The sequence below is a fragment of the Myxococcota bacterium genome (assembly GCA_035498015.1).
In the GTDB taxonomy this organism is placed as follows: Bacteria; Myxococcota_A; UBA9160; order SZUA-336; family SZUA-336; genus VGRW01.
Genome location: DATKAO010000212.1, coordinates 1 through 12,793, shown reverse-complemented (window position 1 = coordinate 12,793; position 12,793 = coordinate 1). Strand labels below are relative to the sequence as shown.

Annotated in this window: 18 protein-coding genes; all 18 read right to left on the bottom strand. The window is 69.6% G+C overall.

Features of this window, described 5'->3' with window-relative positions; genetic code table 11:
• The coding region (gene lepA / locus VMR86_18750; GenBank protein ID HTO09097.1) for a translation elongation factor 4 at window positions 1-1,334 on the bottom strand (1,334 nt) is incomplete at its 3' end.
• Window positions 1,331-2,281: a UDP-glucuronic acid decarboxylase family protein gene (locus VMR86_18745; GenBank protein ID HTO09096.1), complete on the bottom strand. Its 951-nt coding sequence runs from the start codon at window positions 2,279-2,281 to the stop codon at window positions 1,331-1,333. The genes lepA and VMR86_18745, both read right to left, overlap by 4 nt.
• Window positions 2,274-3,146, bottom strand: a complete 873-nt coding sequence (gene rfbD / locus VMR86_18740) for a dTDP-4-dehydrorhamnose reductase (GenBank protein HTO09095.1) — start codon at window positions 3,144-3,146, stop codon at window positions 2,274-2,276. The genes VMR86_18745 and rfbD overlap by 8 nt, the downstream gene beginning before the upstream one ends.
• Window positions 3,147-3,154: 8 nt before the next feature.
• Window positions 3,155-3,847 carry an SPOR domain-containing protein gene (locus VMR86_18735; GenBank protein HTO09094.1) on the bottom strand — a complete coding sequence of 231 codons (693 nt, stop codon included), beginning with the start codon at window positions 3,845-3,847 and terminating at the stop codon, window positions 3,155-3,157.
• Between the two features lies 1 nt (window position 3,848).
• Window positions 3,849-5,516: an arginine--tRNA ligase gene (gene argS / locus VMR86_18730; protein ID HTO09093.1), complete on the bottom strand. Its 1,668-nt coding sequence runs from the start codon at window positions 5,514-5,516 to the stop codon at window positions 3,849-3,851.
• Between the two features lie 32 nt (window positions 5,517-5,548).
• Window positions 5,549-5,872, bottom strand: a complete 324-nt coding sequence (locus tag VMR86_18725; protein HTO09092.1) for a septum formation initiator family protein — start codon at window positions 5,870-5,872, stop codon at window positions 5,549-5,551.
• Window positions 5,865-6,437, bottom strand: coding sequence for a TlpA disulfide reductase family protein (locus VMR86_18720; GenBank protein ID HTO09091.1), 573 nt, complete (start codon window positions 6,435-6,437; stop codon window positions 5,865-5,867). Before VMR86_18720 ends, VMR86_18725 begins: the two co-directional genes overlap by 8 nt.
• Window positions 6,434-6,826 carry a 50S ribosomal protein L17 gene (rplQ, locus tag VMR86_18715; protein HTO09090.1) on the bottom strand — a complete coding sequence of 131 codons (393 nt, stop codon included), beginning with the start codon at window positions 6,824-6,826 and terminating at the stop codon, window positions 6,434-6,436. Before rplQ ends, VMR86_18720 begins: the two co-directional genes overlap by 4 nt.
• Before the next feature lie 52 nt (window positions 6,827-6,878).
• On the bottom strand, window positions 6,879-7,904 hold the full coding sequence (locus VMR86_18710; protein HTO09089.1) for a DNA-directed RNA polymerase subunit alpha: 1,026 nt from the start codon (window positions 7,902-7,904) through the stop codon (window positions 6,879-6,881).
• 43 nt (window positions 7,905-7,947) lie between these two features.
• Window positions 7,948-8,574 carry a 30S ribosomal protein S4 gene (gene rpsD, locus VMR86_18705; protein ID HTO09088.1) on the bottom strand — a complete coding sequence of 209 codons (627 nt, stop codon included), beginning with the start codon at window positions 8,572-8,574 and terminating at the stop codon, window positions 7,948-7,950.
• 10 nt (window positions 8,575-8,584) lie between these two features.
• Window positions 8,585-8,977 carry a 30S ribosomal protein S11 gene (gene rpsK / locus VMR86_18700; protein HTO09087.1) on the bottom strand — a complete coding sequence of 131 codons (393 nt, stop codon included), beginning with the start codon at window positions 8,975-8,977 and terminating at the stop codon, window positions 8,585-8,587.
• Window positions 8,978-8,993: 16 nt separating this feature from the next.
• Window positions 8,994-9,374 carry a 30S ribosomal protein S13 gene (gene rpsM, locus VMR86_18695; GenBank protein HTO09086.1) on the bottom strand — a complete coding sequence of 127 codons (381 nt, stop codon included), beginning with the start codon at window positions 9,372-9,374 and terminating at the stop codon, window positions 8,994-8,996.
• Between the two features lie 3 nt (window positions 9,375-9,377).
• Window positions 9,378-9,491: a 50S ribosomal protein L36 gene (rpmJ, locus tag VMR86_18690; protein ID HTO09085.1), complete on the bottom strand. Its 114-nt coding sequence runs from the start codon at window positions 9,489-9,491 to the stop codon at window positions 9,378-9,380.
• A gap of 7 nt (window positions 9,492-9,498) precedes the next feature.
• Window positions 9,499-10,272: a type I methionyl aminopeptidase gene (gene map, locus VMR86_18685; protein HTO09084.1), complete on the bottom strand. Its 774-nt coding sequence runs from the start codon at window positions 10,270-10,272 to the stop codon at window positions 9,499-9,501.
• Complete coding sequence (locus VMR86_18680) at window positions 10,269-10,838, bottom strand: adenylate kinase (GenBank protein ID HTO09083.1); 570 nt, start codon at window positions 10,836-10,838, stop codon at window positions 10,269-10,271. Before VMR86_18680 ends, map begins: the two co-directional genes overlap by 4 nt.
• Window positions 10,835-12,154 carry a preprotein translocase subunit SecY gene (secY, locus tag VMR86_18675; protein ID HTO09082.1) on the bottom strand — a complete coding sequence of 440 codons (1,320 nt, stop codon included), beginning with the start codon at window positions 12,152-12,154 and terminating at the stop codon, window positions 10,835-10,837. The genes VMR86_18680 and secY overlap by 4 nt, the downstream gene beginning before the upstream one ends.
• 3 nt (window positions 12,155-12,157) lie before the next feature.
• A complete protein-coding gene (gene rplO / locus VMR86_18670) occupies window positions 12,158-12,601 on the bottom strand; it encodes a 50S ribosomal protein L15 (protein HTO09081.1) in 444 nt (147 codons plus the stop codon).
• Window positions 12,598-12,768 (bottom strand): 50S ribosomal protein L30, encoded by a 171-nt coding sequence (gene rpmD / locus VMR86_18665; protein ID HTO09080.1) that lies wholly within the window; start codon window positions 12,766-12,768, stop codon window positions 12,598-12,600. The genes rplO and rpmD overlap by 4 nt, the downstream gene beginning before the upstream one ends.
• Window positions 12,769-12,793: the final 25 nt, after the last annotated feature.

Below are 12,793 nucleotides of genomic sequence, written 5' to 3'. Positions count from 1 at the left end.
GCGCGCCGGTCGCTGTGCACCGCCAGGTCGCGCTGGATGCCGCGCCGGTCCTGGCAGAGCTGCAGCACCGCGCCGATGTACGGCGTCGGCATGTGGATCTGCGCCAGGATGCGCGGCTCCTGGATCTCCTCGATCTCGTTCAGGTCGGGCAGGTCGCTCGGGCGATGCAGCTCGATCGTGCTGCCGTCGGTCTTCTTCACGCGATAGACGACGGTGGGCGCGGTGATGATCAGGTCGAGCCCGAACTCGCGCTCGAGTCTCTCCTGCGCGATCTCCATGTGCAGGAGCCCCAGGTAGCCGCAGCGGAAGCCGAAGCCGAGGGCACCGCTGGTCTCGGGCTCGGCCGTGAAGGAGGAGTCATTGAGCTGGAGCTTGTCGATCGCGGCGCGCAGGGCGTCGTAGCTGCCCGGGTCGGCGGGATACAGCCCGCTCCAGACCATGGGCTGCATGGGCTTGAAGCCGGGCAGCGGCTCGGTGCACGGATTCGCGGCGTCGGTGAGCGTGTCGCCTATGCGCACCGCCTTGGGGTCGCGGATGCTGGCCGCCACCACGCCGACCTCGCCGGTCGAGACGGACTCGACGGGCTTCACGCGCAGCTGCGGCACGCCCAAGAGGGTCACGTCCCACTCACTCTTGTCGGAGAGCAGCTGGATGCGCGCGCGCTTGCCGAGCGATCCATCGACCACGCGCACCAGCATCGTCGCGCCCAGGAACGGGTCGTACCAGCTGTCGAAGATCAGCCCGCGCAGCGGCGCGTCGGGGTTGCCTTTGGGCGGCGGCACGCGCGCGACCACCGCCTCGAGGATGGCCTCGACGTTCTGGCCGGTCTTGGCCGACACCAAGAGCGCGCCCTCGGCCGAGATGCCGACGATCTCCTCGACCTCGCGCAGCGCGCGCTCGGGGTCGGCGCTCGGCAGGTCGATCTTGTTCACGACCGGGATGATCTCGAGCCCGCCCGCCACCGCGAGCTCGGCGTTGGCGACCGTCTGCGCCTCGACGCCCTGGGCGGCGTCGACCACGAGCAGCGCGCCCTCACACGCGGCCAGCGAGCGCGACACCTCGTAGTGGAAGTCCACGTGACCCGGCGTGTCGATCAGGTTGAGCAGATACTCCTGCCCGTCCTGCGCGCGGTACCGCATGCGCACGGTCTGCGCCTTGATGGTGATGCCGCGCTCGCGCTCGAGGTCCATGGAGTCGGTCATCTGGTCGACCCGCTCGCGCTCCGAGACCGTGTTGGTCAGCTCGATCAGGCGGTCCGACAGGGTCGACTTGCCGTGGTCGATATGCGCAATGATCGCGAAGTTGCGCACGCGCTCGGGCGGAAAGCCACTCACGGGCGACCGCGCTCGAGCTGGGCCCTGAAGTACGGCAGCGTGCGCGCGAAGCCCTCTTCCGGCGAGACCTGCGGCTCCCAGCCCGCGAGCTCGCGCTTCGCCAGCGAGATGTCCGGGCGGCGCTGCTGCGGGTCGTCGGGCGGCAGGCCCTTGTGAATCACGCGCGACTTCGAGGCGGTCACTTTGCAGATCAGCTCCGCGACCTCGAGCACGGTGAGCTCGCGCTGGTTGCCCAGGTTCATCGGCCCGACGTACGACGAGCCGAGCAGCCGCACGATGCCCTCGACCAGGTCCGACACGAAGCAGACGCTGCGCGTCTGCAGGCCGTCGCCGAAGACGGTGAGGTTCTCGCCGCGCAGCGCCTGCGTGAAGAAGGCGGGGATCATGCGGCCGTCGTCGGGACGCATGCCCGGGCCGTAGGTGTTGAAGATGCGCACGATGCGCACGTCGACCTTGTGGTAGCGGTGGTAGGCCATGGTCATGGCCTCCGCGAAGCGCTTGGCCTCGTCGTACACCCCACGGATGCCGACCGGGTTCACGTTGCCCCAGTAGCTCTCGGGCTGGGGATTCACTGCCGGGTCGCCGTAGCACTCCGAGGTGGAGGCGAGCAGGAAGCGCGCGCCCTTGGCCTTGGCCACGCCGAGCGCGTTGTGAGTCCCGAGCGCGCCGACCTTCAGGATCTGGATGGGCAGTCTCTCGAAGTCGATCGGGCTCGCGGGCGAGGCGAAGTGCAGCACCGCGTCGAGCGGCTCCGGCACGTGGATGAAGCTCGTGACGTCGTGCTTCACGAAGCGGAAGCCCTCGCGGCCGAACAGGTCCTCGATGTTCTCGAGCCGGCCCGTGAGCAGGTTGTCCATGCACACCACGCTCCAGCCGTCGCCGAGGAAGCGGCGGCACAGGTGCGAGCCGATGAAGCCGGCGCCGCCGGTGATCAGCGCCCTAGGCATCGCGGCCTCCCTGCTCGGCGTCGAGATACTGCGCCAGCGCGTCGCGCCAGTGCGGGAGCGTGATTCCCAGGGCCCGCGCGCGCGCCAGGCCGAGCACGCCGTACGCGGGGCGCGGCGCCGGACGCGGCATCTCGGAGGTGGGAATGGGAATGACTTCGACCTTCGGGCACAGTCCGCGGCGCGCGCCCTCGGTCGTGGCCTCGCGCGCGAGCTCGTAGAACGAGGCGATGCCCTCGTTGCACAGGTGGAGCACGCCGCGCGCGCCCGCCGCCACGGCCGCGAACATCCCGCGCGCCAGTGAGTGCGTCCAGGTCGGCCGGCCGAGCTGGTCCTCGACCACGCGCAGCGGCCCGCCATTCCCGGCCGCGCGCAGGATGGTGCGCACGAAGTTCCCACCCGCGCCGAACACCCACTGGGTGCGCACGATCAGGTGCTCGCCTTCGGCCGCGCGCACGCCGTCCTCGCCGCGCGACTTGCTGCGGCCGTACACCGACAGCGGGCGCTTGGGCGCGTCCTCCGGAATCGGCTGCGAGGCCGAGCCATCGAACACGTAGTCCGTGGAGACGTGCACCAGGAGTGACTGGCCGCGGCAGGCCTGCGCGAGCAGGCGCGGCGCCAGCGCGTTCGCGCGCTCGGCGGCGTCGGTCTCGCTCTCGCAGCGGTCGACGGCCGTGAACGCGGCGCAGTTCAGCACCACGTCGGGACGCAGCTCGTCGAGCGCGCGCTTCAGCGCGCCGGCGTCCTGCACGTCGAGCTCGGCGTGCGAGAGACCGATCGCGGTGACCCCGTGCTCGGGCGCGAGCGCGAGCGTCGCCCGGCCGAGCTGTCCGCCCGCTCCGGTCACGAGCCAGCGAGGCGCCGCCACGACGCGACTCACTCCGCCGTGGCCCAGGTCTTGAGGCCGAGCGCCTTCAGGCGCTGCTCGAGCTCGGCGGGGTCCTGGCCGCCGTTCGGCCGCACGCGCACGCGGTAGCGGCCGCTCTTGTCGGGCATCGCGGTCACGTAGGGATCGAAGCCCTGCGTCTTCAGCTTGGCGACCAGCGCGTCGGCCTGCTTGCGCTCGGCCAGGGACAGCACCTGGATCACCGGGTGTCTCGCGTCGGCGGGCGGCGAGGTCTTCTTCTCGAGCTCGCGCACGATCTGGTCCGGGCTCTTCGCCGGCGCCGGCGTGGGCGCGGGAGACGCTGGCGGCGCGGGCGGCGGGCTCGAGACCGCGGGCGCGGCGGCTGGCGCGGGCTTGGGCGCGGGCGGAGTGACTGCGGCGACCTCGCGCTTGGGCGCGGGCGCAGGCGCGGGCTTGGCTGCCCCGCCCTGCAGCTCGCCGAAGGCCTCGAGCGGAGGCGCGGCCTGGGGGGCCGCCGGGGGCGCTTGCGGCGCCTCGAGGTCCACCGTCTCGACCGGGCCGCGCATGCGCTCGAGCAGCATGCGCGGGGTCTCCGAGACGGAGCCGATCACGATCCCGATGCAGGCGCCGATCGCCACCAGCAACCCGCCATAGAGCCAGCGCGCCGGGCTGGAGCGGCGCCGCGCGGATTTCTTCGGGGAGTCGGCATCGCGCTCGGTCATGTCACATCCGTTCCGGCGCGTGCACGCCGAGCATTCCGAGCCCGTTCGCCAGCGCGATGCGCACGGTCGACACCAGCGCGAGCCTCGCGAGCGAGAGCTCCCGGTCATCCGACACCACCCGGTGTCGCTTCCCGTCGGAGATGTAGGCGTTGAAGGCGTTGGCGAGCTCGAGCAGGTAGCGCGCCAGCTCCTGCGGCTCGCGCCCGCGCGCGGCGCGCAGCACGGTGTCGGGCAGGCGTTCGACGAGCTTGGCCAGCTCGATCTCCTCGGGCGCGTCGACGCGCTCGAGCGACAGCGCGCGCGGGTCGTCGCCCAGCACGAGCCCCGCCTCTTCGGCTTTGCGCGCGATGCTGCACAGGCGCGCGTGCGCGTACTGGATCTTGAACACCGGGTTGCGCTCGGAGCGCTCGACCGCCAGCTCGACGTCGAAGTCGAGGTGCGTGTCGGCCCGCCGCTCGACCATGAAGTAGCGGAACACGTCGCGGCCGACCTCGTCCAGCACCTCGTCGACGGTCACGAACGAGGCCTTGCGCGTCGACATCTTCACGAGCTCGCCGCCGCGGCGCAGGTTCACCCACTGGTACATGACCAGCTCGACCTTGTCGGCGTCGGCGCCCAGCGCGGCGACCGCCGCGCGCACGTACGGGAACTGCGCGATGTGGTCGGGGCCGAGCACGTCGATGATCGTCGCCAGCCCGCGCGCCAGTGACTCGCGGTGGTAGGCCACGTCGGGCAGGAGATAGGTCGCCTCACCCGTCGACTTCACCAGCACGCGATCGCGCTCCAGCCCGAACTGCGTCGAGCGCAGCCACACGGCGCCGTCCTGGTCGAACACCAGCCCGCGCGCGCGCAGGTCGGCGAGCGTGCGGTCCACGAGCTTGCGCTCGAACAACGTGTGCTCGTTGAAGTAGGAATCGAAGCGCACGCCCAGCGCCGCCAGCGTGCGCTCGATGTCGGCGAAGATCGCCTCGGTGGCGCGCGCCTTGAAGCGGGCCTCGTCCGCGCCGCGCCAGGCTTCCCCCACCTCGCCGGCGAGCGCGCGCGCGATCTCGACCAGATATTCGCCCTGGTAGCCCTCTTCGGGCAGCTCGGCCGCGTCGCCCAGCTCCTGCAGGTAGCGCGCGCGCAGTGACTCGGCGAGCACGCGCATCTGGCGGCCGGCGTCGTTGAAGTAGTACTCGCGCACGACCTTGTGACCGATCGCCTCGAGCAGGCTCGCGATGCAGTCACCCAGCACCGCGTTGCGGCCGTGGCCGATCGTGAGCGGCCCCGTGGGGTTGGCCGAGACGAACTCGACCATCACGCTCGAGCCCGCGCCCGTGGTGCTGCGGCCGAAGCTCGCGCCCTCGCGCAGCACGCGCGCGATCGAGTCGCGCCAGCGCGCGCGCGCGAGAAAGACGTTCAGGAACCCCGGCCCGGCGATCTCGACCCGTTCCAGCGCCCCGCCGCCCGTGCCGAGCTCGTCTTTCAGCATCTGCGCGGCCTCGCGCGGCGGCCGGCCGAGCACCTTGGCCATCATGAGCGCGGCGTTGGTCGCGAAATCGCCGTGCTCGGGTGTCTTGGGCGGGACGACCGACAGGTTGGCAACCAGGTCGAGCGCCTGCGGCGCGTGCGCGCGCAGCACGCGCGCCGCGGCCTCGCGCAGCAGTTTGTCGACCTCGTCTCGCATGATGATTCCGGTAGCCCGCGCCCGCCTGCGGGTCAATCACCCTGGGGCGCGCCGCGCAGCCGGACCACGACCTCGCCCGGCCGCACCATGCCGAGCGACTCTCTCGCCACGCTCTCGATCTCGAACGAGTCGGCGCGCAAGCGATCGGCCCGCCCCACCAGGTCCGTGCGCTCGCTCCAGAGCTTGGCGATCCGCTCGTCGGCCCGGCGCAGCTCCGCCTTCACGCGAAAGACCGCGCGCAGCCCGTTGTCGGCGTCGTACAAGAGCGCCACTGCCGCCCCCACGATCGCTGCCAGAGGTCCCACCCAGAGCAGCCCGCGGCGTCTAGACGGGCCCGTGTCTTCGGCTTCACTCACCCGGACTCCCCCCCGACTCCTTGTCCGCCGCCAGCGCGCGGCGGATCGCCCGAGAGTAGCGCGGGTCTTCCCAATTCTGAGGGCCGATGAAGTGTTCGAGCACCGTTCCGTTGGGATCGACCAGGAAGGTCTCGGGCACCCCGGACACCTGGTAGGCGTCGTAGACCCCCCGGTCCCGGTCCAACAGGATGGGGAAGTCGATCGAGAACTCCTTCTGGAAGGCGTCGATCGCCGGCTCGTCCTCGGGCTTGTCGATCGAGATGGCCAGGATCTCGAAGTCGCTGCCCTGCAGTGTCTGGTGCAGGCGCTCCAGCGCCGGCGCTTCGGAGCGGCAGGGCGCGCACCAGGTGGCCCAGAAGTTCACGAACACGACCTTGCCGCGCAGCGCCGAGAGCGAGACTTCCTGCGCCGCGCCGTGCACGGGCAGGCGGAAGTCCGGGGCCTGCGCGCCGTTCCGCAGCGCGGGCGCCGGCGGTGGCCGCATGGCGACGTAGGCGCCGACCCCGACCGCGAACAGCGCGGCGATGATCAGGAGGGAGAGAGTTCCGCTCCCGGGCCGGTTCAAGTGGCGGCGTTCGCCTCCCCGCCGTCCGGCTTCCGCGCGTCGACGAGCTGGATGATGGAGATCTCGGCGTTGTCCCCGCGGCGGGGACCGACCTTGAGCTGGCGCGTGTAGCCGCCCGGCCGCTTGCGGTAGCGCTTGGCGAGGTCGTCGAAGACCTTGGCCGCCACCTCGCGCGAGCGGATGGTCGCCATCGCGCGGCGGCGCGCGGCCAGCGTGCCTTCCTTGCCGAGCGTGATCATGCGCTCGGCGACCCGCCGCACCTCCTTGGCCTTCGCGGTGGTGGTGCGCACCTCCTCGTGCTCGAACAGCGAGGTCACGAGGTTGCGCAGCATCGCGGTGCGATGTGCGGTGTTGCGCGAGAGCTTGCGGTGATCTTTTCGGTGTCTCATCGAGAGAGTCCTATGCGCCGTAGTCCCGAGGCGTGCCCGCCCCGTTCACCTGTCAGGCGTCGGCGTCCTCGCGCAGGCGATCGAGCTCCTTGCGAGACGGGAAGTTGTCGAGCTTCATGCCGAACTCGAGGCCGAGGCCGGCCAGGATCTCCTTGATCTCGTTCAGTGACTTCCGGCCGAAGTTCTTGGTCTTGAGCATCTCCGCCTCGCTGCGCTGCACGAGCTCGCCGATGTACTTGATGTCGGCGTTCTGCAGGCAGTTGGCCGAGCGCACCGAGAGCTCGAGCTCGTCGACCGGGCGGAACAGGATCTCGTTCGGAGTCACGGAGTGGAGCATCGGCGCGTGCGGGCGCTCCACGTCTTCTTCGAAGTTGATGAAGATCGAGAGCTGGTCCTTGAGGATCTTGGCCGCGAACGCCAGCGCGTCGGCGGGCGCGACCGAGCCGTCGGTCCAGATCTCGAGCGACAGCCGGTCGTAGTCGGTCTCGCGGCCGACGCGCGCGTTGGTGACGGTGTAGTTCACCTTGCGCACCGGCGAGAAGATCGAGTCGATCGGAATCGTGCCGATCGGCTGGTCTTCCTTGGCGTTCTTCTCCGCCAGCACGAAGCCTTTGCCCACCTCGACGGTCGCGGTGAGCGAGAGCTCCGCATCGCCCGACAGCGTGGCGATGTGGTGCCCGCCCTCGAGGATCTCGACGGTCTGGTCAGGCGAGCTGAAGTCGCTCGAAGTGACCGCGCCCGGGCCCTGCTTCTTGATCACGATCTGCTTGGGCTCGGGCGAGTGCGCGCGCAGGCGCACCTCCTTCAGGTTCAGCACCACGTCGGTCACGTCTTCGAGCACGCCCGGGATCGAGCTGAACTCGTGCTGGACGCCCTCGACGCGCACCGAGGTGATTGCCGCGCCTTGCAGCGACGACAACAGCACGCGGCGCAGCGCGTTTCCGAGCGTGAGCCCGAAGCCGCGCTCCAGCGGCGCACACTCGAAGCGCCCGTACGTCGCGGACAGATCGTCCTCGATGTCGATCCGCCGCGGGCGGATGAGCGTTTGCCAGTTTCGGACCATGAGATCTACGTTCATGGGACCTCCTGAGAGAGGAGTGATTCGTTCTGAGGGGATGTGCTCAGCGCGAATAGAGTTCGATGATGAGCTGCTCCTGGATCGGAAGCGTGAGCTCCTCGCGGACCGGGTCACCCAGGATGGTGCCGGTCTTCAAGTCTTTGTCGATCGTGAGCCAGCTCGGCATGCTGCGCGTCTCGAGCGCGCCGAGCGCCCCCTCGATGCGCGCCGCCTTCTGGCCGCGGGCCGTGAGCTCGATCTTGTCGCCCTTCTTGACCCGGAACGACGGGACGTTCACCCGCCGGCCGTTGACCTTGAAGTGACCATGGCGCACGAGCTGGCGCGCCTCGGAGCGCGAGGTCACGTAGCCCAGGCGGAACACCACGTTGTCGAGCCGGCGCTCGAGCAGCGCCATCAGGTTCTCGCCCTTCACGCCCTTGAGGTGCGCGGCCTCGTCGACCGTCTTGCGGAACTGCCGCTCGAGCACGCCGTAGATGCGCCGCACCTTCTGCTTCTCGCGCAGCTGCTGGCCGTAGTCGGAGAACTTCGGCCGGCCCTGGCCGTGCTGGCCCGGCGGGTAGTTGCGCCGCTCGACCGAGCACTTGTCCGAGAAGCAGCGGTCGCCCTTCAAGAACAGCTTCATGCCCTCGCGGCGGCACAGCCGACATACTGAATCGTGATAACGTGCCAAGCAGATACTCCTAAGCGCGGCGCCGCTTCGGTGCGCGGCAGCCGTTGTGCGGGATCGGAGTCACGTCTCGCACGTAGGTGATCTTGAAGCCCGCGGCCTGCAGACCGCGCGCGGCCGGCTCGCGCCCCGCGCCCGGCCCCTTCACGAGCACGCCGATCTGGCGCACCCCGTGCTCCATCGCCTTCTTCGCCACGTCCTCGGCGCAGATCTGCGCCGCGTAGGGCGTCGACTTCTTCGAGCCCTTGAAGCCGATCATGCCGGCCGACGAGGTCGCGATCGTGTTTCCCGACACGTCGGTGATGGTGATGATGGTGTTGTTGAACGTCGCCTGGATGTGGGCGACGCCGGTCTGGATGTTCTTCCGGACCTTCTTCTTGACCTTCTTGGCTTTGGCAACGCCCACGGGGTCGGTTCCTCACTTACTTCTTGGTCGCGATCTTCTTGCCGGCGACGGTCTTGCGCGGGCCCTTGCGGGTGCGCGCGTTGGTGTGAGTGCGCTGGCCGCGCACGGGCAGGCCCTTGCGATGGCGCAGGCCGCGGTAGCAGCCGATGTCCATCAGCATCTTGATGTTCTGCTGGACCTCGCGCCGCAGGTCGCCTTCGACCTTGTACTGGCCCTGGATCACGTCGCGCAGGCGCACGACCTCGCTCTCGTCGAGGTCGAAGGTCTTGGTGTTCGGAGCCACGCCCGCCTCGTCGCAGATCTTCTCCGCCGACGAGCGGCCGATGCCGTAGATGTAGGTGAGTGCGACCTTGACCGCCTTCTCGCGCGGAAGATCGACGCCCGCGATGCGCGCCATCGTCTAGCCCTGCCTCTGCTTGTGCTTGGGGTTCTCGCAGATCACGCGCAGGACGCCCTTCCTGCGGATCAGCTTGCACTTGTCACACATCTTCTTGACCGATGCTCGAACCTTCATGGCTTCCTCAGTGAGTCCCCGGGACTCGGGTCAGGATCTCGGGGCCGTGGTCGGTGATCGCCACGGTGTGTTCGAAGTGAGCGGAGCGCCGGCGATCGGCGGTGACCGCGGTCCAGCCGTCGGCCAGGACCTCGACCTGCCAGGTGCCCGCGTTCACCATGGGCTCGATCGCGAACACCATGCCTTCGCGCAGCCTCTGGCCGCGGCCGGCCTTGCCGAAGTTCGGCAGCTGCGGCGGCTCGTGCATGGCGCGGCCGATGCCGTGCCCCACGAAGTCGCGCACCACCGAGAAGCCGTTGGCCTCGACGTGACCCTGCACCGCCGCGCCGACGTCGCCCAGGCGCTTGCCTGGCGCGAGCTCTTGGATGCCGAGCTCGAGCGACTGGTGTGTGACTTCGACCAGGTGCTTGGACTCCTCGTCGATGCGGCCGATCGGGAGCGAGAGCGCGGCGTCGCCGTGGAAGCCGTCGCAGATCGCACCGAAGTCGAGCTTGAGCAGGTCGCCCTCGACCAGCCGGCGCGAGCCCGGAATGCCGTGGACGATCTCCTCGTTCACCGAGGCGCACAGCACCGCGGGGAACGGCGGCGCCTGGCCCGGCGCGTAGTCCAGGAAGGAGGACACCAGCCGGCGCGCGCGGATCTCCTCGCGCGCGGCGCGGTCGAGCTCGCCGGTCGTGACTCCCGGCTTGGCGAGCGAAGCCAGCTTCACGAGGATCTCGCCCACGTGGCGCCCGGCCTCGCGCATCTTGTCGAGCTCGCGCTTGGACTTGATCTGGATCATGCGCTCGCTCCGATCGCCGCCACGATGCGCGCGGTGATGTCGTCCATGGAGCCCACGCCGTCGATCTTGGCCACCGACTTGCCGTAGTGCGCGAGCACGGGCGCGGTGTCTCGCCGGAACACTTCGAGGCGCTTGTTCACCGACTCCTCGTTGTCGTCGGCCCGGCCCTCGTTGCGCGACAGGATGCGCCGGCGGATCTCGTCGTCGGCCACGGTCAGCGCGATCACGCGCGCGGGCTCGCGGCCCTGCTCTTTCAGCAGCGCGTCGAGCGCGACCGCCTGCTTCTGGGTGCGCGGGAAGCCGTCGAGCACGCAGCCCGGCTTGCAGTCCGGCCGCGCGATGCGCTGGCGCACGATCTCGATCACGACCTCGTCGGGCACGAGCTCGCCCGCGTCCATGATCGCCTTGGCGCGCTTGCCGATCTCGGAGCCGCTCTTCACCGCCTCGCGCAGGATCTCGCCGGTCGAGATCTGCGGGATCCCGTACCTCTCCACCAGGCGCTTGGCCTGCGTGCCCTTCCCCGAGCCCGGCGGGCCCGTGAGGATCAGGTTGAGTTGCCGGCTCATCTGTTGCCTCGACCGCGCAGGCGCGCGCCCTGCACGAAGGTGTCGTAGTTGTGCGCCACGAGATGCGCCTCGACCTGGCCGACGGTGTCCATGGCGACGCCGACCACGATCAGCAGCGCGGTGCCGCCGAACACGAACGGCACGCTGAATTCGTTCTGCAGGAAGTTGGGGAGCACGCACACCGCAGCGAGATAGGACGCGCCGATCAGCGTGATCCGGTTCAGCACGCGCAGGATGTATTCGGCCGTGCGCTTGCCGGGGCGGATACCCGGGATGTAGCCGCCGTTCTTCCGGACGTTCTCGGCGACGTCGTCCGGGTCGAGCATGACCCCGGTGTAGAAGTAGGCGAAGAACAGGATGAGCGCCACGTACAGGATCTCGTGACCCCACGAGCGCCAGCCCAGGTAGTCGTTTACGAAGTCCGCGATCGCCTCGTGACCGCTCCATTGCGAGATCTGCAGCGGCAGCACGAGCAGCGACGACGCGAAGATCGGCGGGATGACTCCCGAGGTGTTGAGCCGCAGCGGGAAGTACGACATGCCGCCGGCGAGCTGACGCCGCCCGACCACGCGCCGCGCGTACTGGATGGGAATGCGCCGCTGCGCGCGCTCGAAGAACACGATCACGCCCACCACCAGGACCATCACGCCCGCGAGCAGCAGGATCGCGATCGGCGGCAGCTGGTCGGTGCGCACCATGTCCCACACGCGCGAGAGCGCCGAGGGGATGCGGCACACGATGCCCGCGAAGATCACGAGTGAGATGCCGTTGCCGATGCCGCGCTCGTTGATCTGCTCGCCGAGCCACATGATGAACGAGGTGCCCGCGGCGAGAGTAAGGATGGTGGTGATCCGGAAGCCCCAGCCCGGGTGCATGACGGTGTTGGGACCGAGCAGCCCGTTCTCGAGCGCGGTCGCCATGAGGAAGCCCTGGAGCACTGCGAGCACGACCGTGCCGTAGCGGGTCCAGCGCGTGATCACGCGCCGCCCCTCTTCGCCCTCTTTGCGCAGCTCGTCGAGCTTGGGAATCACGACGGAGAGCAGCTGGAGGATGATCGACGACGAGACGTACGGCATGATGCCGAGCGAGAAGATCGACAGCTGCTCGAACGCGCCGCCCGTGAACAGGTTGAGATAGTCGAAGATCCCGCCGCCGTGACCCGACTGCTCGAAGTAGCGGCGGATCTCGTTGGGATCGATGCCCGGAGTCGGCACCGCACAGCCGATGCGGTACACCGCGAGCATCGCGAAGGTGAACAGGATGCGCCTGTTCAGCTCCGGGATCCTCGTGATGTTGCCGAGCGCTCCGGGGTTCATGACTTACACCAGCTCCACGCTGCCGCCGGCGGCTTCGATCTTGGCCCGCGCCGAGCTCGAGACCGCGCTGACTCGCACTTTCAGCGCGGCCTCCAAGGGACCGTCGCCGAGCACCTTCACGGGACCGCTGGCGCTGCGGATCAGCCCTGCTTCGGCCAGCGCCGCGGCGTCGACCTCCGCGCCCTTCTTGAAGCGCGCGAGCGCCTTCACGTTCACCACCTGCGCGCCGCCGTCGGCCATCGGATTGGTGAACCCGCGCTTGGGCAGGCGCATGACGAGCGGGATCTGACCGCCTTCGCGATGCGGCTTGTGTTTGCGGCCCGCGCGCGCACCGGCGCCCTTCGTGCCGCGGCCCGAGGTCTTCGCGCTGCCGCAGCCGATGCCGCGGCCCACGCGTTTGCGCGGGCGCCGCGAGCCGGGAGCGGGCTTCAATCGATCGAGCATCAGCCGTTCTCCACCTGCACCAAGTGACTCACCTTGCGGATCATGCCGCGCACGGCCGGCGTGTCGACGAGCTCGCGCACCTGGTTCGGCTTGCCCAGCCCGAGCCCGCGCAACGTCTGGTGCTGGTCGGGCCCGTAGCCGATCGCGCTGCGGAACTGCCGCACGCGCACGGTCGCGCCCGCCGCCTTGGCCTTC